Below are 20149 nucleotides of genomic sequence, written 5' to 3'. Positions count from 1 at the left end.
ATGCAGCACATCATCCGGCGCGAAGCCATCACCACCGCCCGCCAGGGCACCCGGATCCCCCTGGCCCGGCTCTGCCGGGAGATCGCCGAGCGGACCGCGGACCCGGCCGTCGCGACCGCCGCGGCGGGCGAGGCCGAGCTGATCGACGACGACCTGCTCTGCCGACTCCTGCTCGGGCAGCTCCAGGCGGTCGGCCTGTTCGGCGAGTCCGCGCCCCGCCTGACGCTCGGCGACGAGCTGCGCCGCTGGCTCGACGAGTCCGTCCGGCAGCTGCGCGAACGCGGCCACCTCACCGGCGACCCGCGGCGGCCCCGCCCGGCGCACCCGATCAGCAGCCGCGACGTGTGGACGGAGTGGGAGGAGCGCAGCGCGCAGTGGACCCGCAACGCCGACCTGCGCGCCCAGGTCGTGCTGCTGGACGCGATGCTCCGCGCGCTGCCGCGGATCCTGACCGGCGAGGTGCTCGCCACCGACGTGATGTTCCCCGACTCCTCGATGGCGCTGGTCGAGGGGATCTACAAGAACAACCCGGTGACCGACTGCTTCAACGGCGTGATGGCCGAGGCCGTGGCCGGCGCGGTGCGCGAGATCCTGCGCACCGACCCGGCCGCCCGGGTCCGCATCCTGGAGATCGGGGCGGGGACCGGCGGCGGCAGCGTCAAGGTCTTCGAGAAGCTGGAGCCGTACGCCGCGCACGTCGAGACGTACAGCTACACCGACCTGTCGAAGTCCTTCCTGATGTACGCGGAGAAGGAGTACGGGCCGAAGCACCCCTACCTGGACTACCGCATCTTCAACGTCGAGGCGCCGCTGGCGACCCAGGACGTCGAACCCGGCTCCTACGACATCGTGCTGGCCACCAACGTCCTGCACGCCACCAGGAACATCCGCCGGACGCTGCGCAACGCCAAGGCCACGCTCAAGGCGAACGGCGTCCTGCTGGCGAACGAGCTGTCCTCCCACTCGATGTTCACCCACCTCACCTTCGGCCTGCTGGAGGGGTGGTGGCTCTACGAGGACGACGAGCTGCGCATCCCGGGCTGCCCCGGGCTCGCCCCGGAGTCCTGGGCGGACGTGCTGGAGGACGAGGGCTTCGACTCCGTCTCCTTCCCGGCCCGGCGCCTGCACGACCTGGGCCACCAGGTGATCGCGGCCGACAGCGACGGCCTGATCCGGCAGGACGCCGTGGAGCCCGAGGCCCCCGGTGGCGCCGCGGAGCAGACCGGCGCGGAGCAGACCGGCGCGGAGCCGGCGGGCCGGGCGCCCCGTTCGCAGCGTCCGGCGCGGCGCGCCGGGGCGGTGCCGGACGAGGTGCTGGAGGAGCACGTCAAGGACGTCGTCTTCGAGCAGCTGAAGCTCTCCCTGAAGGTCGACCGGACGCAGATCGCCGCGGACGACGCCTTCATGGACTACGGCATCGACTCCATCATCGGCGTGCAGCTGATCCAGGAGATCAACCGGAAGCTCGGCATCGACCTGGCGACCACCGACCTCTTCGACCACGGCTCGGTCAACCGGCTGGCCCGGCACGTCGTCGCCGCCCACCGGGCGGAGGCACTCGCCTCCCTCCCGGCCGGACTCCGGCCGGCGGCCGAGGCAGCCGAACCGCTCCCGGAGCCCGGCGCGGAGGCCCCCACCACGCGGACCGCCACCGCACGGCCCGCCGCCCCGGCGGCGGCCGAGCGGGTGCCGGCCCGGCCCCGCCCCGAACCGGCCGCGGGCCTGCGCAAGGAACCGATCGCCATCGTCGGCATGAGCGGCCGCTTCGGCGGCTCACCGGACGTCGAGCGGCTCTGGGAACACCTCGCGCAGGGCGACGACCTGATCGAGAAGGTCTCCCGCTGGGACCTCTCGGGCCTGCCCGAGAGCGCCGGCGACTGCGACCGCGGCAGCTTCGTCGACGACATCGACCGCTTCGACCCGACGTTCTTCAACATCTCCGGCGTCGAGGCGACCTACATGGACCCGCAGCAGCGGCTGTTCCTGGAGGAGGCCTGGAAGGCCCTGGAGGACGCCGGCTACGCGGGCTCGACCACCCAGGGCCGCCAGGTCGGCGTCTACGTCGGCTGTCAGGAGAGCGGCTACGCGCAGCTGTTCGGCGGCGAGGCGCCGCCCCAGTCCATGTGGGGCAACTCGCTGTCCGCCCTGCCCGCCCGCATCTCCTACTACCTCGACCTCCAGGGCCCGGCCGTCGCCGTCGACACCGCCTGCTCCAGCTCCCTGGTCGCCATCCACCTGGCCTGCCAGGGGCTGTGGGGCGGGGAGACCGGGATGGCCATCGCCGGCGGTGTCGCGCTCCAGGCCACGCCGCAGTTCTACCTGCTGGCGGGCCAGGCCGGCATGCTCTCGCCGACCGGGCGCTGCCACACCTTCGACGAGCGCGCCGACGGCTTCGTCCCCGGCGAGGGCGTCGGCGTGGTCGTCCTCAAGCGGCTCTCCGACGCGCTCGCCGACGGCGACCACGTGCACGGCGTGATCAGCGGCACCGGGATCAACCAGGACGGTGCCTCCAACGGCATCACCGCGCCGAGCGCCCGCTCCCAGGAGCGGCTGGAGACCGCGGTCTACGACGCCTTCGGCATCAACCCCGAGCACATCCAGCTGGTCGAGGCGCACGGCACCGGCACCAAGCTGGGTGACCCGATCGAGTACCACGCGCTCAAGCGCGCGTTCCGCCGCTACACCACGCGGGAGGGCTACTGCGCCCTCGGCTCGGTCAAGTCCAACCTCGGACACACCATCACGGCGGCCGGCGTGGCAGGCGTCCTCAAGGTGCTGCTCTCGCTGCGCCACCGGCGCATCCCCCCGTCGATCAACTACGAGCGCGGGAACCCGCACATCGACACCGCGGGCAGCCCGTTCTACGTGAACACCGAGAACCGGCCCTGGGAGGCCGGCGGGGACGGCACCCGGCGCGCGGCCGTCAGCTCCTTCGGCGTCAGCGGCACGAACGCCCACCTCGTCATCGAGGAGGCGCCGCTGACCGCGCACCGCGACGCACCCGCCCCGGCCGACCTGCTCGTCCTGTCCGCGGGCACCGCCGAGCAGCTGACCGAGCAGGTCCGCCGGCTGCTGGCCCACGCCGAGCGCCACCCCGAACTCGACCTCGGTGACACCGCCTTCACGCTGCTGACCGGCCGCCGGCACCTGTCGCACCGGCTGGCCGTGGTGGCCCGGGACCAGGACGACCTGGTCCGCGGCCTCCGGCTCTGGCTGGAGCAGGGCCGCAGCTCCCTGGTGTGTACGGGGGAGGTGCCCGCCCAGGGCCCCACCGAGCGCGCCGCGCTGCGCAACTTCGGCAACGACTGCCTCCACCGGGCGACCACCGAGACCGACCCGGAGACGCTGGCCGAGTACCTGGCCACCGTCGCGGACCTCTTCGTCCAGGGGTACGGCCTGGACTACGCCGCCCTGTTCACCGGCCGCGGGCACCGGCGGGTGCCACTGCCGACGTACCCCTTCGCCCGCGACCGCTACTGGGTGCCGCAGGCCGCGGCGCCCCGGGCGGCGGCCCCCGCGGCCGGCCCCGGGGCGGCGCCGCACCCGCTGCTGCACGCCGACGTCTCGGACTTCGCCACCCGCCGCCACGAGTCGGTGTTCACCGGCGAGGAGCACTTCCTGAAGGACCACGTGGTGAAGGGCCGCAAGGTCCTGCCCGGGGTGGCCTGCCTGGAGATGGCCCGCGCGGCCGGCACCCTGGCCCTCGGCGGCCCGGCCGCGGACGGCATCCGCCTCACCCTGCGCAACGTCGCCTGGGCACGGCCGGTCACCGCCGAGGGCAGCCCGGTCACCCTCACCACCTCGCTGCGCCCCACCGGCCGTGACGAGGCGGCCTTCGAGATCACCGGAACGGACGGGGACGCGAGCGGCGCGCCGGTGGTGCACAGCCAGGGCCTGGTGCTGCGCCGGGCCGGTGCCCCGGCCGTCCTGGACCTCGCCGGGATCCGGGCCGCCTGCGACCGCGGCGTCCTGGAAGCCGCCCGCCTGTACCCGGCGTACGAGGCGATCGGCTTCTCGTACGGCGACTCGCACAAGGGGATCGAGCGCCTGCACATCGGCCGCGACCAGGTGCTGGTGCGGCTGGTGCTGCCCGCTTCGGTGCGGGACACCCGGGACGCCTACGTCCTGCACCCGAGCATCCTCGACGCGACCCTGCAGGCCTCGCTCGGCCTGGGAGCGGCCGGCGGGGCGGACACCCTCGACGTGTCCGGCACGAAGCCGTCGCTGCCGTTCGCCCTGGACGAGCTGGAGGTCCTCGGCGCCTGCACCGAGGAGATGTGGGCCTGGATCCGCTACAGCGCGGGCGTGGAGCGCGACAGCCGGGTCTTCAAGCTGGACATCGACCTCTGCGACCGGCAGGGCGAGGTCAGGGTCCGGATCCGGGGCATGTCGTACCGCGTCCTCGAGGGCGAGGTCGGCCGGGCCACGGCCGACGCCCCGTCCGCCGAGGTGTCCGCGGTGACCTTCCTGCCCGCCTGGCGCCCGGTGGAGACCGGCGCCGCGGCGGCGCCGCACCACCCGGCCGTCGTCCTGGTGCCCGACCTGCCCGACCTCGCCGACGCCCTGGAGCGGCGCGACCCGGCGGCCCGGGTGATCCGGCTGTCCGGCGGCGCCGGCGGTCCGGCGGAGCGGTTCACGGCGCACGCCGAGCAGACCCTCGCCCACGTCCAGCGGCTGGCGGCGGAGGCCGGCTCCGACCCGCGCACCCTGGTGCAGCTGGTCGTGCCCGAGGCGGCCGAGCGGGTGACCGCCCAGGGCCTGCTCGGACTGCTGAAGACGGCCCAGGCCGAAGCCCCCGGGCTGCTGGCGCAGGCCGTCCTGGTCGACCCGGCCGAGGACGCGGACACCCTGGCCGACCGGATCGGCACGGCGCGGCGCAGCTCCGGCGAGCCGCTGCTGCGCTTCCGGGACGGCAGGGCCGAGGCCCTCACCTGGGTCGAGGGCGGGCACCCGACGGACACCCGGGTGCCGTGGCGCAACGGCGGCGTCTACCTGCTGACCGGCGGGCTCGGCGGCATCGGCACCGTCGTGGCCGGGGACATGGTCGACGCGGTCCGCGAGCTGACCCTGGTGCTGGTCGGCCGCTCGGCGCCGAGCCCCGAGCAGGAGGCGGTCCTGGACGGCTGGCGGGCCCGCGGCGCCGACGTGCGGTACGAGCGGCTCGACGTCGCGGACGCCGCCGGGGTGCGGGACCTGGTCGAACGGATCCACCACGAGCACGGCGCGCTGCACGGCATCGTGCACGGCGCGGGGGTGATCCGGGACGGCCTGCTCCGCGGACGCACGGCCGAGCAGTGCCGCGAGGTGCTGGCGCCCAAGGTCGCGGGCCTGGTGAACCTGGACGAGGCCAGCAAGGACCTCGACCTGGACTTCCTGGTCGCCTTCTCCGGCCTGGCCGGGGTGTTCGGCAACACCGGGCAGGCCGACTACGCGGCCGCCAACGCCTTCATGGACGCCTACCAGGCCCACCGGCAGGAGCTGGTCGCCCGGGGCGAGCGGCGCGGGGCCTCGGTCTCCGTGGACTGGCCGCTGTGGGCCGAGGGCGGGATGCGGGTCGACCGGGCCACCGAGGAGCTGATGCACCGACGGCTCGGCATGGCGCCGATGCCCAGCGGGCTCGGCCTCGGCGCGCTCTACGCCGCGCTGGACGCGCCGCACACCCAGGTGCTGGTGGTCGCCGGTGACGTCGAGCGGGTCCGCCGCACGGTGCTGCACCGGGAGGAGCCGCAGCGGCCGACGGCGGTCCCGGTGACCGACTCGGCCCCGGCCGCCGCCGACCGGGCCGCCGCGGTTCCGGCCGCCGCCCCCGGCGGGCAGACCGTCCGGGACGCGCTGATCGGGTACCTGCGCGACACGCTGGCCGAGGTGATCCGGATCCCGGCGCACCGGATCGACCCGGGCGCCCCGTTCGACCGCTTCGGCATCGACTCGGTGCTGGCGCTGACGGTCACCAACCGGCTGGAGGCCGACTTCGGTTCGCTCTCCAAGACGCTGTTCTTCGAGCACCAGAGCATCGAGGCACTGAGCGCCCACTTCCTGGCGGAGCACGCCGGGGCGCTGACGGGGGTGCTGGGCGCCCGGGTGGCGGCGCCGGAGGCCTCCCCGGCTCCGCAGGCCCCTGCGGCCTCCCCGGCTCCGCAGGCCCCTGCGGCCTCCCCGGCCATCGAAGCCCCCGTCGCCGCCGTCCCCGCCGTCCCTGCCTCCGCCGTCGTTCCCGCCGTCGTGGAGCCGGTCACCGCCACGGTCACCGCCCAGGCCCCGGCCGCGCCCGCGCCGGCCGGGGAGGACGCGATCGCCGTGATCGGCCTGGCCGGCCGCTACCCGGGCGCCGCCGACCCGGACGAGCTGTGGCAGAACCTGCTGGCCGGCCGCGACGGCATCACCGAGGTGCCCGCCGACCGCTGGGCCCACGGCGACCACTACGACCCCGAGCCGAACCGGCCGGGCCGCACGCCGACCAAGTGGGGCGGGTTCCTCGACGACGTCGCCGGCTTCGACTCGCTGTTCTTCCACGTCTCGCCCCGTGAGGCCGCCATCACGGACCCGCAGACCAGGCTCTTCCTGGAGTGCGTCTGGAACCTCCTGGAGCGGTCCGGCTACACCCGGGACCGCCTGCGCGAGGCGCACGGCAGCAAGGTCGGCGTCTATGTCGGGGCCATGTACCAGCACTACCAGCTGCTGGCCTCCGACCCGGTGCACGAGTCGATCACCTCGGTGATGTCCTACAGCGCGATCGCCAACCGCGTCTCGCACTTCTTCGACCTCCAGGGCCCGAGCGTCGCGGTGGACTCCACCTGCTCCTCCTCGCTGGTGGCCATCCACCTGGCGTGCGAGGAACTGCGCCGGGGCAGCTGCGAGATGATGATCGCCGGTGGCGTCAACCTCACGATCCACCCCAAGAAGTACCTGGGCCTGAGCCTCACCGGTCTCACCGGCAGCAGCCCCGACAGCCGGGCGTTCCTGGACGGCGACGGCTTCCTGCCCGCCGAGGGCGTGGGCGCCGTCCTGCTCAAGCCGCTCTCCCGGGCCGTCGCCGACGGTGACGAGATCCTGGCCGTGATCCGGTCCAGCGCCACCAACCACAAGGGGCGCACCAACGGCCCGATGGTGCCGAGCCCCGACCGGCAGGCGGAGCTGATCGACACCGGGCTGCGCCGGGCGGGCGTCCACCCGCGGACCGTCGGCTACGTGGAGGCCTCCGCCAACGGCTCGCAGATGGGCGACGCCCTCGAATTCGCCGCGCTGAAGAAGGCGTTCGGGGCCCACACCCGGGACGAGGGGTTCTGTGCGATCGGCACCGTCAAGTCCAACCTCGGCAACCTGGAGGCGGCCTCCGGCGTCGCCCAGCTGAGCAAGGTCGTCCTCCAGCTCCGGCACCGCCGGCTGGTCCCCTTCGTCGGCGAGGGCGAACTCAACCCCGGGGTGCGCCTGGACGGCACGCCGTTCCGGCTGCCGCGGGAGGCGGGGGAGTGGCACCGGCCGGTGGTGGACGTGGACGGGCAGCGGCGGGAGTACCCGCGGCGGGCCACGATCAGCGGCTTCGGCGCAGGCGGTTCCAACGCCTTCCTGGTGGTCGAGGAGTACTGCGGCCCGGACCGGATCGAGCGGCCGGCCGCCGAGGCGGACGGCTCCCCGCAGGTGATCGTCCTGTCCGCCCGCACCGAGGACCGGCTCCGGGCGGTGGCGGGCCGGCTGCGGGCGTACGTCGGTGCGCGGCCGGAGACGGACCTCGCCGACCTCGCCCACACCCTCCAGTACGGCCGTGAGCCGATGGAGTCCCGGCTCGCCCTGGTGGCCGCCGGGCGGGCGGACCTCCTCGCCGGTCTGGACCACTTCCTGGCCGGTACGGGGTCCACCGTGCCGCTGTTCACCGGCGACACCCGCCGCGACGACTCCGAGCTCGGAGTGCTGCTCGGCGGCCGGGTCGGTGACGCGGTGCTGCGCGAACTGCTCGCCGAGGCGCGGCCGGACAGCCTCGCGCTGTTCTGGGCCAGGGGCGGGGCGGTGCCGTGGGAGCAGCTGCCGCGCACCCGTCGGCCGCGGCTGCTGCGGGACCTGCCCACCTACCCCTTCGACCGGCGCCGGCACTGGGTGACGCCGGGCCGGGAACCCGCACCCGCACCCGCATCCGCGCTTCCCGCACCCGCGCTCCCGGCGCCGGTGGCCGCGCCGGTGGCCGCCGCTGCGGCGACGGGCGCCGCGGAGCGGATCGCCGGCCTGGTCGGCGACCTGCTGGGGGTGCCCGCCGACGCCCTCGACCCGGACGCGCCGCTGGAGGACCTCGGGCTGAGCTCGATCCTCGCCACCCAACTGCTGCACGGCATCCGGACCGGGATCGACCCGGACGCCGACGCGCAGTCGCTCGCCGACTGCCGGTCCACCCGGGACCTGCAGCGCCGCTTCGGCGCCGCGACCCCGGCCGACGCGGCCCCGGCGACCCCGGCCGACGCGGCCACCCCGGTCGACGCGGCAGCGGCGTCCCCGGCCTCCCCGGTGCGCCCGACCGAAGCCGTCCGCCTCAACGGCGTCCGCGAGGGCCGGCCGGTGTTCTGGTTCCACGGCGGGATGGGCGGGGTGGAGGTCTACACCGCCCTCGCCGACAGCGTCCAGCGCCCGTTCTACGGCATCCAGGCCCGTGGCTGGATGTCCGACAGCGCCCCGCTGCAGGGCATCCCGGCCATGGCCGAGCACTACGTGGACGTCATCCGGAGCGTCCAGCCGGAGGGGCCCTACGACCTCGGCGGCTACTCGCTCGGCGGCCTGCTGGCCTACGAGGTGACCCGCCGGCTGCAGGAGCGCGGCGAGCGGGTGGACACCGTGGTGATGGTGGACTCGATGTACGGCGACGCGGTCAAGAGCATGACCATGGCCCGCACCGACATGGTCCTCCAGGGAGTCAACGCCCTGCTGTTCGCGGCGGCCAAGCCGGCGCCCGGGCAGTTCGGCGGCGCGTTCGTCGCCGCCGCCGAGGTGGACTGGCTGCAGGACGACGACACCCTGCTCGACCGGGTCATCGGGCTCGCGCGGGAGCGCGGACTGCGCGGTTCGGCCGAGGCCCTGCGCGCGGTCGTGGAGCAGAACGTCCGGGTCCAGGAGGCGTACCTGGTCCTGGACTACGACGTGCTGCCGCTGCCCCGGGCCGAGGAGGTCACCTGCTTCTACTTCCGCAACGGCAGCGGCCTCTTCTTCGGGGACCTGGAAGCGGTCTTCTCGACCCGGGGCGGCGCCCCGGAGCTGGACCACGCCGAGTACTGGACGGAGTGGGAGAAGCAGCTGCCCGACTTCCACCGGGCGGACGTGGAGTCGTCGAACCACTTCGTGATGCTCGGCGAGGAGCGGTCGCTGTCGGCGATCCGGTCCTTCTGCAAGGTGTGCTACTCCGGCGCCAAGGACCAGCGCAGGGTCGCCGCGGCCAAGGCCTGGATGACCCGCAGGCGCAGGGCCGCCGAGCGCGGGAAGTGACCGGGCCTCCCGGGCCGGTCTCGAAACGTACGGCGGACCGGACGGCCGCCCCCGCACCCGGGGGCGGCGGTCCGGGACCGCGCTGGAACAGGGAGGGTGGGATGGGAACCACGGCAGGGCGACTCGGCGACGAGCGCTTCCGCCGCGACCTGGGCATCGACTACGCCTATGCGTCGGGGTCGATGTACCGGGGGGTCGCCTCGAAGGAGCTGGTCGTCGCCATGGGCCGGGCCGGCTACCTGGGCTTCCTCGGGGCGGCGGGCATGCCGGTGGAGCGAGTGGTGGACGACATCGCCCACATCCGCAAGGAGCTGGCGCCGCACCGGCCGTTCGGGGTGAACCTGCTGGGCAGCCTGGCGGATCCGGAGCGCGAGCGCGCCATGGTCGAGCTGCTGCTCACCGAGGACGTGCGGATCATCGAGGCCTCGGCCTTCGTCAAGGTGACGCCCGCGCTGGTGCGCTACCAGTTGAGCGGGCTGCGTCGCGGCCACGACGGCGGGGTCGTGCGCGGCACCCGGATCCTGGCCAAGGTCTCGCGTCCGGAGGTGGCCCGGGAGTTCATGCGTCCGGCCCCCGAGCCGATCGTGGCCCGGCTGCTGGCGGAGGGCCTGGTCACCGCCGAGCAGGCCGAGCTCGCCCGCCGGATCCCGGTGGCCCAGGAGCTCACCGTCGAGGCCGACTCGGGCGGCCACACCGACCGCGGGGTGGCCTCGGTGCTGCTGCCGTCGATGCAGGCGCTGCGCCGCGACCTGACGCGGGAGCACGGGTACGCCGAGGGGATCAGGCTGGGGCTGGCGGGCGGACTCGGCACGCCCCGGGCGGTCGCCGCGGCGTTCGCCCTGGGGGCCGACTACGTCATGACCGGGTCCGTGAACCAGTGCACGGTCGAGGCGGCGATCAGCGACCGGGTGAAGGACCGCCTGCAGGAGATCGACGTCCAGGACACCGACTACTGCCCGGCCGGCGACATGTTCGAGATCGGCGCCCTCGTGCAGGTCCTGAAGAAGGGCGTGCTGTTCCCGGCCCGGGCCAACAAGCTCTCCGCGCTCTACCGCACCCACGAGTCCTGGGAGGAGATCCCGCCCGGGACCCGGAGGCAGATCCAGGACACCTTCTTCAAGCGCAGCGCGGAGGACGTCTGGCGGGAGACCAAGGAGTACCTGGAGCGGACCGGCCAGACGGACGAGGTCGAGCGGGCCGGGCGGAGCCCGAAGCGCCGGATGGCCCTGATGTTCCGCTGGTACTACGGGTACAGCAGCCGGCTGACCTTCCAGGACCCGGACCGCGACCCGGCCAACCTCCAGGTGCACACCGGGCCCGCCCTCGGCGCCTTCAACCAGTGGGTGAAGGGCACGCCGCTCGAGGACTGGCGGAACCGGCACGTGGACCGGATCGCCGACGACCTCATGAGGGGGGCGGCGGACATTCTCACGGAGCATCAATCACGCTGAGCAGCAGGCGAGTCGGGCCGTTTCCGCGGCCCATGGGAATTCTCACACTGGTCACGCCAAAGGCTTGGGCCTATGATCTGATCAAACGTCACGATCGCTGGCGATGGCCGGGGGGCCGGGGGCCTGGAGAATTCCCACTGGAACTGACGCCTGGTCAACTCACCGGCAGTGCGGGCAAAGCCGTGCGCTGCCGCGGTTCCGTCATGACGAGAAAGGCTTCTCCATGAAGACGTACATCTTCCCGGGCCAGGGATCGCAACGGAAGGGAATGGGGGGTTCGCTCTTCGACGAGTTCGCGGACCTCACCCGCACCGCGGACGAGATCCTCGGCTACTCGGTCAAGTCCCTCTGCCTGGAGGACCCCGAGGGCCTGCTGAAGCAGACGCGGTACACCCAGCCCGCGTTGTACGTGGTCAACGCCCTTTCGTACGAAGCGAGAGTGCGCGAGACCGGCACCACGCCGGACTTCCTGGCCGGCCACAGCCTGGGCGAATTCAACGCCCTGCTGGCGGCCGGGGTCTTCGACTTCGCGACCGGTCTGCGGCTGGTGAAGAAGCGCGGCGAGCTGATGGCGGAAGCGGTCGGCGGCGGCATGGCCGCGGTGCTGAACGCGTCCGAGAAGGAAATCCGGACCGTCCTGGAGGAGAACGGTCTCACCGAGGTCGACCTCGCGAACTACAACACCCCCTCGCAGATCGTGATTTCCGGCCGGAGCGAGGACATCGAGGCGGCCAAGCCGCTGTTCCAGACGGGCAAGCACCTGTTCGTCGCGCTGAACACCAGCGGCGCGTTCCACTCCCGTTTCATGGAGCCGGCCCGGGCCGAGTTCGCGGCATTCCTGGACGGCATTCCGTTCGCCGAGCCGCAGATCACCGTCATCTCGAACGTGACCGGCCGTCCGTACGAGAACCACCTCCTGAAGGAGCGCCTGGCCGAGCAGATCGTCAGCTCGGTGCGGTGGTCCGACACGGTGGAACACCTCCTCGGCCACGAGGGGATGGAGTTCGAGGAGATCGGCCACGGCGACGTCCTGACCAAGCTGGTCAAGAAGATCCGCCGGGAGATCCCCGACCCGCGCAAGCACACCGTGCCGGCCGAGCCGAAGCCGCGCCGGTCCGCGCCCGAGCTGGTGCGGGACTGGAACGAGACCAACCCGGTGGGCACCAGGGTGCGCTCCACGGTCGGCGACTACGGAACCCTGGAGACCGCGACCGAGGCCACGGTGCTCTTCGGCCACCGCGCGGCCGTCTACATGGCCGGCTACCGGGGCTACTTCGACCTCAACGAGATCGAACTCGTCCACTAGTCCGACGGACCACCCCGCCACGCCGATCAGAAGCCCCAGGAGAGATTGATGACGACCGTCGGAATCGAAGCGATGAACGTCTTCGCCGGCACCAGCCAGGTCAACGTGGAGAAGCTCGCGGTCCACCGCGGACTGGACACCGCGAGGTTCCACAACCTCCTGATGAAGGAGAAGACCGTCGCGCTGCCCTACGAGGACCCGGTGACCTTCGGCGTCAACGCGGCCAAGCCGATCATCGACGCGCTGTCCCCGGAGGAGCGGGACCGGATCGAACTCGTCATCACCGGCACCGAGTCGGCCTTCGACTTCGGCAAGTCCATGAGCACCTACTTCCACAGCCTGCTCGGACTGAACCGCAACTGCCGCCTGTTCGAGATCAAGAACGCCTGCTACTCGGGCGTCGCGGCGCTCCAGACCGCCGCCAACTTCATCCTCGCGCAGACCTCCCCCGGGGCGAAGGCCCTGGTCATCGCGACCGACATCACCCGCTTCATGGTGGCCGAGGGCGGCGACGCGCTCTCCGAGGACTGGTCCTTCGCCGAGCCGAGCGGTGGCGCCGGCGCCGTCGCCATGCTGATCAGCGACAACCCGCACGTCTTCCAGATCGACGTGGGCGCCAGCGGCTACTACGGCCACGAGGTCATGGACACCTGCCGTCCGCTGCCCGACAGCGAGGCCGGCAACGCCGAGCTGTCCCTGCTGTCGTACCTCGACTGCTGCGAGAACGCCTTCCAGGAGTACTCGCGCCGGGTCGGCGACGTCCACTTCGCCGACACCTTCGGCTACCTGGCCTTCCACACGCCCTTCGGCGGCATGATCAAGGGCGCCCACCGCAACCTGATGCGCAAGTTCCTCAAGGCGCGTCCGGCGGCGATCGAGGAGGACTTCCAGCGCCGGATGGGCCCCGGCCTGACGTACTGCCAGCGGGTCGGCAACATCATGGGCGCGACCACCATGCTCTCGCTCGCGAGCACCATCGACAACGCCGACCTCACCGGCCCGCAGCGGGTCGGCGTCTTCTCCTACGGATCCGGCTGCTGCTCGGAGTTCTTCAGCGGCGTGGTCCGCCCCGACAGCCAGCAGCGCATCCGCCGGTTCGGCATCGCCGACCACCTGGACAAGCGGTACGAGCTCGGCATGGACGAGTACGACATGCTGCTCCGCACCAACCACGCCGTGAAGTTCGGGACCCGCAACACCGAGCTCGACCCCGGCATCGTCCCCGGCGCCCGCACCGCGCTCGGCCGGGAACTGCTGTTCCTCAAGCGGATCGACGAGTTCCACCGGGAGTACGAGTGGGTGTCCTGAACGGGGGACCGGTCCTCGCCCCGGACCCGGCGGAGTACCGGACCGTCAAGGTCAGGTTCGACAACGAGATCCTCTTCCTCCAGCTCCACCGCCCCGAGGCGGACAACGCGATCGACCGCCGGCTCGTCGAGGAGTGCACCCGTGCCGTGCGCTTCGCCGAGGAGCACGCCAAGGTGCTGGTCCTGGAGGGCCTGCCCGAGGTGTTCTGCTGGGGCGCCGACTTCCGCGAGCTCGCCTCCGGGGACGGCGGCGGCCAGGAGGAGACCCACGCCCAGGCGCTGTACGACCTGTGGCTCGCGCTGGCCCTCGGCTCGTTCGTCTCGATCGCGCACGTCCGCGGCAAGGTCAACGCCGGCGGCCTCGGCTTCGTCGCCGCCTGCGACATCGTGCTGTGCGAGGACCGCTCGGTGTTCAGCCTCTCGGAGCTGCTCTTCGGGCTGATGCCGGCCTGCGTCCTGCCGTTCCTGATCCGCAAGGTCGGACCGGCCCGGGCCAACTACATCACCCTCACCACCCAGCCGTTCACCGCCGAACAGGCCCTGGCCTGGAAGCTCGTGGACGCCGCCGACGCCAACAGCGCGAACCTGCTGCGCCGGCACCTGCTGCGGCTGCGCTACCTGCCGAAGACCGGGGTGGCCCGCTACAAGAACTACCTGCGCACGCTCGACGACACCCTGGTCGCCTCCCGGGAGAAGGCCATCGAGGCCAACCGCGAGGTCTTCTCCGACCAGGAGAACCTGCGGAAGATCGCGCGCTACGTGGAGACAGGGCTCTTCCCCTGGGAAGGAGAGTAGGTCATGCAGAGCGCAGTCGTGGACTACCGCGAGATCAGGCCGTCGGTCGTCCAGATCACCATGCAGGACACGGTCCACAAGAACACCTTCTCGGACCAGCTCATCATCGGCCTCAGCGAGGCCTTCGGGAAGGCCCGGGCCGACGAGCGGGTCAAGGCGGTCGTCCTCACCGGCTACGGCAACTACTTCGCGAGCGGCGGCCGCAAGGAGAGCCTGCTCCAGATCCAGGAGCGGCGGATCAGTTTCACCGACTCCGACATCTACGGGCTCGCGCTGGACTGCCCGGTGCCCGTCATCGCCGCGATGCAGGGGCACGGCATCGGCGGCGGCTTCGCCATGGGGATGTTCTCCGACTTCGTCGTCCTCAGCCAGGAGAGCATCTACACCACCAACTTCATGAAGTACGGCTTCACCCCCGGCATGGGCGCCACCATGATCCTGCCGAAGAAGCTCGGCTTCAGCCTGGCCGAGGAGATGCTGCTCTCCGCCAAGACCTACTACGGCCGGGACCTCAAGGAGCGCGGGATCCCCTTCCCCGTCCTCCCCAGGGCCGAAGTCCTGCCCTACGCCGTCGAGTTGGCGGAGACCCTGGCCGAGAAGCCGAGGATCTCGCTGGTCACGCTGAAGGACCACCTGGTCCGCGACCTGCGGGCCGAACTGCCGGACTACATCGCGCGGGAGGTCGCCATGCACGAGAAGACCTTCCACCAGCCCGAGGTGCGCGACCTCATCGCATCGCACTACATAGGAGGTTGACCATGTCCACCCAGGACGTCCTCAAGCTGATCGTGGAGAACACCCGCGAAGTCCTGCCCGAGCTGGAGGACCACGCGTTCACCGCCGACGACTCGCTCAAGGAGCTCGGCGCCAACTCCATCGACCGGGCCGAGATCCTGATGATGACGATCGAGGCGCTCTCGGTCAGCATCCCGCTCGCCGAGCTGGCGGACGCGAGGAACATCGGCGAACTGGCGGACCGGATCCATGCCAAGTCGAACGCCTGACGCGCACGACCTCGTCTTCACCGGCATCGGGATCACCACCGCGGTGGGCCAGGGCAGGGACGCGTTCCTGGCCGCCCTCCTCGACGGGAGCCACGCCTTCGGCCCGATGAACCGCCCGGGCCGCCAGGTGCCGTCCGCCCCCACGGGGCCGGACGGCACCGGCCCGGCCTTCCTCGGTGCCGAGATCGGCGAGCTCGCGATGCCGGCCGCCGTTCCGCCGCGCACACTGCGGACCGCCTCGCTCTCGGCGCGGGCCGCCCTGGCCACCCTGGACGAGGCGTGGACGGACGCCGGCCTGGCGGACGTCGACCCGTACCGGATCGGGCTGGTCATCGGCGGCTCGAACGTCCAGCAGCGGGAGCTGACCCAGCTCCACGCCCGGCACGCGCAGCAGCCGGAGTTCCTGCGGCCGACCTACGGCATGGCCTTCATGGACTCCGACCTGTGCGGGCTGTGCACCGAGGTCTTCCCGATCCGCGGCTTCGCCCACACCCTGGGCGGGGCGTCGGCCAGCGGACTGCTCGCCGTCCTGCAGGCCGTCCGCGCCGTCCGGTCCGGGCAGGTCGACGTCTGCGTCGCGATGGGCGCGCTGATGGACCTCTCGTACTGGGAGTGCCTCGCCTTCCGGGCGATGGGCGCCATGGCTCCCGGTGACGACCCGGGCGCGGCCTGCCGCCCCTTCGACCGCGACCGGGCCGGCTTCGTCTACGGCGAGGCCTGTGGCGCGGTCGTCATCGAGCGGGAGGGCGCGCGGCCGGGCCGGGCACCGTACGGCCGCTTCCTCGGCGGGGCCACCGCCATGGACGGCAACCGCAACCCCAACCCCTCGCTGGAGGGCGAGACCAGGGTCCTGCGGGGCGCCCTGCGGGAGGCCGGGCTGACCGCGTCCGCCGTCGACTACGTCAACCCGCACGGCACCGGCTCCCGCCTCGGCGACGAGATCGAACTGGCGGCACTGCGCGAGTGCGGGCTCACCGACGCGCGGATCAACGCCACCAAGTCGATCACCGGGCACGGGCTCACCGCGGCCGGCACCGTCGAGGTGATCGCCACGCTGCTCCAGATGCGGGCCGGCGTCCTGCACCCCACCCGCAACCTGCTCGACCCGATGGACCCGTCGCTGCCCTGGGTGGGCGCGGCGGCGGAGCCCTGGGCCGTCGAGACCGCCGTCAGCCTCAGCATGGGCTTCGGCGGCATCAGTTCGGCGATCTGCCTGCGGACATGCTGACCCCGTCGGCGGGCGGGCCCGGCGCCCGCCCGGCCGCCGGACCGCACCCGCGCAGAGCCGCCACCCCGTTCCTCCCCCTGACCGAGAAATCCTGGAAGCACCGGCGATGACCAAACCGATCGTGTTCATGTACTCGGGCCAGGGCTCCCAGTACTTCCACATGACGCGCGAGCTCTACGACCACAACCCGCGCTACCGGCTGTGGTTGGAGCACTGCGACGAGATCGCCTCGCCCGTCCTCGGCAGGTCGCTGCTGGACGTCGTCTTCGACCCGGACCGGCAGAAGAGCGACCCCTTCGACTCGCTCGCCGACTCCAACGCGGCGCTGCTCTGCGTCGAGTACAGCCTCACCCGGGTGGTGCAGGAACTCGGCTACCGGCCGGACTACCTGCTCGGCTACAGCCTCGGCGAGCTCACCGCCGCCGTGGTCGCCGAGGTCCTCCCGCTGGAGAGCGCGATCTCCTTCGCCGTGGACTTCGCCCGGCTGCTCGCCGACCGGACGCCCCGCTCCGCCATGCTGGCGGTCGTCGGCTCGGCGGAGCTGCTGCGCACCCGCCCGGAGCTGTTCGCCGACTGCTGGGTGACCGGGCGCAACTTCGACGGCAACGTCGTGGTCAGCGGGCTCGTCGCCGCCGTGGAACGGCTCCAGGCCGCCCTGGAGGCCGAGGGCGTGCTGTGCCAGCGGCTGCCCGTCAACTACGGCGTGCACACCGAACTGATCGACCCGGTCGAGGCCGAGGTCCGTCGGCTCCTCGACGCGGTGGACTTCCACCCGCCGCGGATCCCGATCGTCTCCGCGGCCGCGACCACCGTGGTGGACGCCGTCACGCCGGACGGCGTGTGGGCCGCCATGCGCAGCCCGGTGGAGTTCGCCCGGACCGTCCGGCGGACGCTCGCCGCGGGCGACGCCGACTTCATCGACCTCGGCCCCAGCGCCACGCTGGCCACCTTCGTGAAGTACCTCCTGCCACCCGGCAGCGACTCCACCCAGGCCGGCACCATCAACCGTTTCGGAAACGACCTGAAGTCCATGGGCGACTTCCAGGCCGGTACGGCCTCGCTCAGAGGCCGAGCAACAAGCTGACCACCACGTCGGAGTCCCGAAGGAGAAAGCCGGTCATGGGAGCGCAGAGCGCACTGAGAATCTACAAGGACGCCACCGCGATCATCACGGGCGGTGCGTCGGGCATCGGCCGCGCGCTGGCCGAGGACCTCGCGGCCCGCGGCGCCGAGGTCGTCCTGGCCGACCTGCAGACCGAGCAGGCCGAGGAACTGGCCGCGAAGATCCGGGCGGCGGGCGGGAAGGCCACGGCGGCCCGCCTGGACGTGACCGACCACGAGGCGTTCACCCGGCTGGTCGAGGAGACCGTCGAGCGCACCGGGCGGCTGGACTACCTGTTCAACAACGCCGGGATCAGCCACGGCATGGGCGCCGGCGCCCGGCACTACCGCATCGAGGACTGGCGCCGGGTGATCGACGTCAACCTCGGCGGCGTCGTCAACGGCGTCAACGCCGCGTACAACGTGATGATCGACCAGGGCTTCGGCCACATCGTCAACACCGCCTCCATGGCGGGCCTGGTGCCGAGCCCCGGCACCACGTCCTACGTGACCACCAAGCACGCCGTCGTCGGCCTGTCCCACAACCTGCGGGCCGAGGGCGCGCAGCTGGGCGTGCGGGTGAGCGTGCTGTGCCCCGGCGTGATCCGCACCCCGTTCATCGAGGGCGGCGCGTACGGCCGTGAGGTCGAGGGCGTCACCGGCCAGCAGTCCAAGGAGATGTGGGAGAAGCGCAAGCCCATCGCCCCCGAGGAGTTCGCCCGCAAGGCGCTCGACGCGGTCGCCCGGAACGAGGGCGTCATCGTGCTGCCCGCGCAGTGGAAGCTCTTCTGGTGGCTGTTCCGGCTCGCGCCGAAGTTCTGCCTCACCATCGCCACGAAGACCTTCGAGGACCTCGGGCGCACCTCTTCCGCGCCGCGGCCGGGCGGGAAGCAGGGCGCCGCCGCGGCCACCGAGAAGGGCTGACGGCCCCCGGCCCCGGCCCGCCCGTCAGCTCGCCCGTTCGTGCCCGTTCGTCCGCCCGTTCGTTCGCTCGCCCGCCGTTCTCCGCCGCGACCGATCCCCACGAGGAAACCATGACCCACGACACCACCCGGGCCGGGGCAAGATCCGCCCCGGACGCCGCCCCGGACGCCGCAGCGGCGGCACCCGCCGAGCGCTACCACGCCCTGGACGCGCTGCGCGGCCTCGCGCTGCTGCTCGGCGTGCTCCTGCACGGGACCCTGGCCTTCATCCCCGGCTTCACGTACACCGGGTGGCCGATCGTCGACGACTCGCCGAGCCCGCCGCTGGCGTTCGCGTACTTCGTCATCCACCTCTTCCGGATGCCGGTGTTCTTCCTGCTCGCGGGGTTCTTCGGCCGGATGCAGTACCGACGGCTCCGGGCCCGGGGCTTCTTCCGCGAGCGCACCAAGCGCGTCCTGCTGCCGCTGCTGTTCGGCACGGTGCTGGTCGCGCCGCTGAACATCATGCTGATCGCCGCCGTGGTCGGGCTCAAGCCCGACCTGACCAGCCTGTTGCCGACCCGGGCCATCGTGCCGATCCCGCTGGCCCACCTGTGGTTCCTCTGGGTCCTGTACTGGTTCTACGTGGCCCTGCTGGTCGGTCACACGGTGGCCAAGCCGTTCCGCAAGGGCCGGGAGGGCGCGCCGGCCGGTGACAACGCCCTGGAGCGGGCGCTGGCCTGGGCCTGCGCGCGTCGTGTGGAGGCCCTCGTCCTCGCGGTGCCGGTGGCCCTCTGCCTGTTCACCTTCGACCAGTGGCACCTGTGGGAGGGCCTGCCCACCCCCAACACGGACCTGGTGCCGCAGCTGCCGACCGTGGTCGGCTACGCGGTGGCCTTCGCCTTCGGCTGGTTCGTCCACAAGCACACCGGTCTGCTGGAGGCCTGGCGCCGGCGCTGGGTCTGGTACGTCGCCGTCGCGGCCGTCCTGAGCGTCGTGATCGCCGTGCTGGGCGGCGTCGACCCGCAGTCCTCGCTCGTCACGGTCGACGGCAAGCAGGAGCTGGAGGCGCTGTCCGGCACCACCAAGCTGATCTGCGCGGCCGGTTACGGCCTGGCCGGCTGGCTGTGGACGCTCGGGCTGGTCGGCGCCGCGCTGCAGTACTTCTCCGGCTTCAGCGCGAAGCGGCGGTACCTGGCCGACGCGTCCTACTGGGTGTACATCATCCACATGCCGCTGGTCATGGCGCTCCAGGCGGTGATGATGCACTGGCCGCTGCCGTGGGCGGTCAAGTACCCGCTGATCCTGCTGGTCGCACTGCCGTTGCTGTTCCTCAGCTACCACTACCTGGTGCGCTCGACCTGGATCGGCAAGATGCTCAACGGCCGTCGCTACCCGCGGACCCTGCCGGCCGCTCCGGTCGATCCGGCCTCGCGGACGGCGGCCCCGGCCGCCTGACACCCCGCCCGTCGCGCCCCCGGCCCGCCGCACCCACGCTCCGGCGTGGGACGAGACCAGCGAGGAGGTCAGCGCGGCGGTGGTGACCAGCACGCCGGCCGAGAGGTCGAACTCGCCGCCGATCATCAGCAGCGA

General features: G+C 72.4%; 11 protein-coding genes. All 11 read left to right on the top strand.

Features of this window, described 5'->3' with window-relative positions; genetic code table 11:
* The 11 genes from AB0Q99_RS28630 to AB0Q99_RS28580 all read left to right on the top strand — a co-directional run bounded on the left by AB0Q99_RS28630 (position 1) and on the right by AB0Q99_RS28580 (position 20014).
* Entirely contained in the window at positions 1 to 9462 is a 9462-nt protein-coding gene (locus tag AB0Q99_RS28630; protein ID WP_363576457.1) for an SDR family NAD(P)-dependent oxidoreductase, read from the top strand.
* A 101-nt stretch (positions 9463 to 9563) separates the two neighbouring features.
* The gene (locus AB0Q99_RS28625) at positions 9564 to 10913 is read left to right on the top strand and encodes a PfaD family polyunsaturated fatty acid/polyketide biosynthesis protein (protein WP_363576456.1); all 1350 of its coding nucleotides are present in this window, start codon (positions 9564 to 9566) and stop codon (positions 10911 to 10913) included.
* Positions 10914 to 11100: 187 nt separating this feature from the next.
* Positions 11101 to 12219: an ACP S-malonyltransferase gene (fabD, locus tag AB0Q99_RS28620; RefSeq protein WP_363576463.1), complete on the top strand. Its 1119-nt coding sequence runs from the start codon at positions 11101 to 11103 to the stop codon at positions 12217 to 12219.
* 48 nt (positions 12220 to 12267) lie between these two features.
* Positions 12268 to 13527: a hydroxymethylglutaryl-CoA synthase family protein gene (locus AB0Q99_RS28615; protein ID WP_363576455.1), complete on the top strand. Its 1260-nt coding sequence runs from the start codon at positions 12268 to 12270 to the stop codon at positions 13525 to 13527.
* A complete protein-coding gene (locus tag AB0Q99_RS28610; RefSeq protein WP_363576454.1) occupies positions 13515 to 14321 on the top strand; it encodes an enoyl-CoA hydratase/isomerase in 807 nt (268 codons plus the stop codon). Before AB0Q99_RS28615 ends, AB0Q99_RS28610 begins: the two co-directional genes overlap by 13 nt.
* Before the next feature lie 3 nt (positions 14322 to 14324).
* Positions 14325 to 15077: a polyketide synthase gene (locus AB0Q99_RS28605; protein WP_363576453.1), complete on the top strand. Its 753-nt coding sequence runs from the start codon at positions 14325 to 14327 to the stop codon at positions 15075 to 15077.
* A 2-nt stretch (positions 15078 to 15079) separates the two neighbouring features.
* A complete protein-coding gene (locus AB0Q99_RS28600) occupies positions 15080 to 15325 on the top strand; it encodes an acyl carrier protein (protein ID WP_363576452.1) in 246 nt (81 codons plus the stop codon).
* Positions 15306 to 16553 carry a beta-ketoacyl synthase N-terminal-like domain-containing protein gene (locus AB0Q99_RS28595; RefSeq protein ID WP_363576451.1) on the top strand — a complete coding sequence of 416 codons (1248 nt, stop codon included), beginning with the start codon at positions 15306 to 15308 and terminating at the stop codon, positions 16551 to 16553. Before AB0Q99_RS28600 ends, AB0Q99_RS28595 begins: the two co-directional genes overlap by 20 nt.
* Before the next feature lie 106 nt (positions 16554 to 16659).
* Entirely contained in the window at positions 16660 to 17637 is a 978-nt protein-coding gene (locus AB0Q99_RS28590) for an acyltransferase domain-containing protein (RefSeq protein WP_363576450.1), read from the top strand.
* Positions 17638 to 17672: 35 nt separating this feature from the next.
* A complete protein-coding gene (locus AB0Q99_RS28585) occupies positions 17673 to 18578 on the top strand; it encodes an SDR family oxidoreductase (protein WP_363576449.1) in 906 nt (301 codons plus the stop codon).
* Between the two features lie 110 nt (positions 18579 to 18688).
* Positions 18689 to 20014 carry an acyltransferase gene (locus tag AB0Q99_RS28580; RefSeq protein ID WP_363576448.1) on the top strand — a complete coding sequence of 442 codons (1326 nt, stop codon included), beginning with the start codon at positions 18689 to 18691 and terminating at the stop codon, positions 20012 to 20014.
* Positions 20015 to 20149 lie beyond the last annotated feature (135 nt).

Origin of the sequence: Kitasatospora sp. NPDC086791 (assembly GCF_040685975.1) — a bacterium.
Taxonomy (GTDB): domain Bacteria; phylum Actinomycetota; class Actinomycetes; order Streptomycetales; family Streptomycetaceae; genus Kitasatospora.
Note: the sequence above shows the minus strand (reverse complement) of the source record. Positions and strands in the feature narration are given on the sequence as shown.

Excerpts from the sequence above, each read along its gene's own strand:
- AB0Q99_RS28630 (WP_363576457.1), top strand. The coding sequence starts at position 1 with ATGCAGCACATCATCCGGCGCGAAGCCATCACCACCGCCCGCCAGGGC.
- AB0Q99_RS28625 (WP_363576456.1), top strand. The coding sequence starts at position 9,564 with ATGGGAACCACGGCAGGGCGACTCGGCGACGAGCGCTTCCGCCGCGAC.
- AB0Q99_RS28615 (WP_363576455.1), top strand. The coding sequence starts at position 12,268 with ATGACGACCGTCGGAATCGAAGCGATGAACGTCTTCGCCGGCACCAGC.
- AB0Q99_RS28605 (WP_363576453.1), top strand. The coding sequence starts at position 14,325 with ATGCAGAGCGCAGTCGTGGACTACCGCGAGATCAGGCCGTCGGTCGTC.
- AB0Q99_RS28600 (WP_363576452.1), top strand. The coding sequence starts at position 15,080 with ATGTCCACCCAGGACGTCCTCAAGCTGATCGTGGAGAACACCCGCGAA.
- AB0Q99_RS28595 (WP_363576451.1), top strand. The coding sequence starts at position 15,306 with ATGCCAAGTCGAACGCCTGACGCGCACGACCTCGTCTTCACCGGCATC.
- AB0Q99_RS28590 (WP_363576450.1), top strand. The coding sequence starts at position 16,660 with ATGACCAAACCGATCGTGTTCATGTACTCGGGCCAGGGCTCCCAGTAC.
- AB0Q99_RS28585 (WP_363576449.1), top strand. The coding sequence starts at position 17,673 with ATGGGAGCGCAGAGCGCACTGAGAATCTACAAGGACGCCACCGCGATC.
- AB0Q99_RS28580 (WP_363576448.1), top strand. The coding sequence starts at position 18,689 with ATGACCCACGACACCACCCGGGCCGGGGCAAGATCCGCCCCGGACGCC.